A 1,796-nucleotide genomic window follows, 5' to 3' on the forward strand; every position below is an offset into this window, starting at 1 on the left:
TGCTCTTTACCGGTTCCCTTATCCTTAGCGGGCCATTCAGGCAAACCATTCCACTTCCCCGCTCACCTTAATAAGGTCAATAGCCTTGAACAGGAAATTTCCTTTAAGAAAACCGCTTTTGAAAACAGTAAGGAAAGGATAGAAAAGTCCCAGGCGGAGCTCAGCAACATAGATGGGGAAATCAAAGGGCTACTCGACAATAACGAGATCAAGGACGATGAACTGATCGAGCTGTATTCAGAAAAAGAAGCCATTGAACTAGGGGTCACCGAAGCAGAGAAAAACTACTATGCCTCCCGTGGGAACATCGATGAGATGGAAAAAGGCATCCGGGCTTTTTCCAAGCAAAAAGAAGGCATAGATGCCATCATCATGGAGCTTCAAAACTCGCTGAACGAAATCAAACTCAAACTTTCCAGCATGAAGGAGCGGTTGAGCGTGGAGTTTGAAATCGATCTGGATGCCCTGATGGAAGAAGATCCTGAAGTAGCCCCTGAATATGCGGACAAATCTGATGACGAAATCCGTGAGGAAGTCAACAAAGCCAAACAACGCCTGGAAAAAATGGGACCGATCAACCCCATGGCCATGGAGGCTTACGATGAAATCAAGGAGCGTCATGTGTTTATCACCACTCAAAAAGAAGACCTGGCAAAAGCGAAGAACTCTTTGATGGATACCATCAAGGAGATTGACACCGTGGCCAAGGACACCTTCTTATCCGCCTTTGACCAGATCAAAACCAACTTCATCAAAGTATTCCGCTCACTGTTCACCGCAGAGGATGACTGTGACCTTAAGCTGACCGATCCCGACAATCCGCTGGAAAGCACCATAGAGATCATGGCCAAGCCAAAAGGCAAGCGCCCGCTCACTATCAACCAGCTTTCGGGCGGGGAGAAGACCTTGACGGCCACTTCCCTACTCTTCTCCATTTACTTGTTGAAGCCGGCACCTTTCTGTATCTTCGATGAGGTAGACGCCCCATTGGATGACGCCAATATTGACAAGTTCAACCAGATCATCCAGAAGTTTTCCCATGAGTCCCAGTTTATCATTGTGACCCATAACAAGCGTACCATGGCCAGCACCGATATCATCTACGGCATCACCATGATCGAGGCAGGGGTTTCGAGAGTGGTTCCGGTGGATTTGAGGGAATTGGAGGATATTATAGAGGACTGATTTTTTTATTGAAAGATTGAAAAATTACTAATTGTAAAATTTATTATTTGATTCGTTACAGATTTAATCAATATAGATTGAGTCATTTTTAAAATTATCATATATGGCTAAGAGAAAAGGAAAAGCTGAGTTTGCAAAATGGTTTGGTCCCACATTGGACGCCCTGAGATCTTTAGGGTATTCTGGAAAGCCAAGAGAAGTAGTTGACAAAATTGCGTCCGATTTAAACTTAGATGAAGACTTTTTAAATCAAACTTTAGATAAATCAGGCGCTAATAAATTTTATAATCAAGTTGCTTGGGCAAGACAATACCTCATTTGGGAAGGGTATCTGGATTCTTCAGTTAGAGGGACATGGAAACTAACAGATAGAGGTAAAGAAGCTCATTTAACCACAAATGATGCCTACGAAATCATCAAAGGCACCGACTATCCCAACCTGTTTGTGATACCGGCCGGGAATACAGAAGTGCAGTCGACGGAATTATTACTGAATGGCAAGCTGGCCCCGCTGTTTGACTACCTGGAAGAAACCTTTGATTTTATTATCCTTGATGCCGCACCGGTAGGAACATCCACAGACGCCTACATCCTGGCCGAGTGGAGTGATT

The 1,796-nt window shown here is 44.3% G+C and carries 1 protein-coding gene and 1 pseudogene; both read left to right on the forward strand.

All coding sequences use genetic code 11. The features are described 5' to 3' along the window. Nucleotides 1-1,185, forward strand: a pseudogene (locus tag ACYVAA_RS22815) (chromosome segregation protein SMC); the annotation flags it as partial. A 103-nt stretch (nt 1,186-1,288) separates the two neighbouring features. Then, on the forward strand, nt 1,289-1,796 hold a 508-nt coding region (locus tag ACYVAA_RS22820), incomplete at its 3' end, for a winged helix-turn-helix domain-containing protein (protein WP_460546371.1).

It is taken from the genome of Echinicola sediminis (assembly GCF_054777495.1).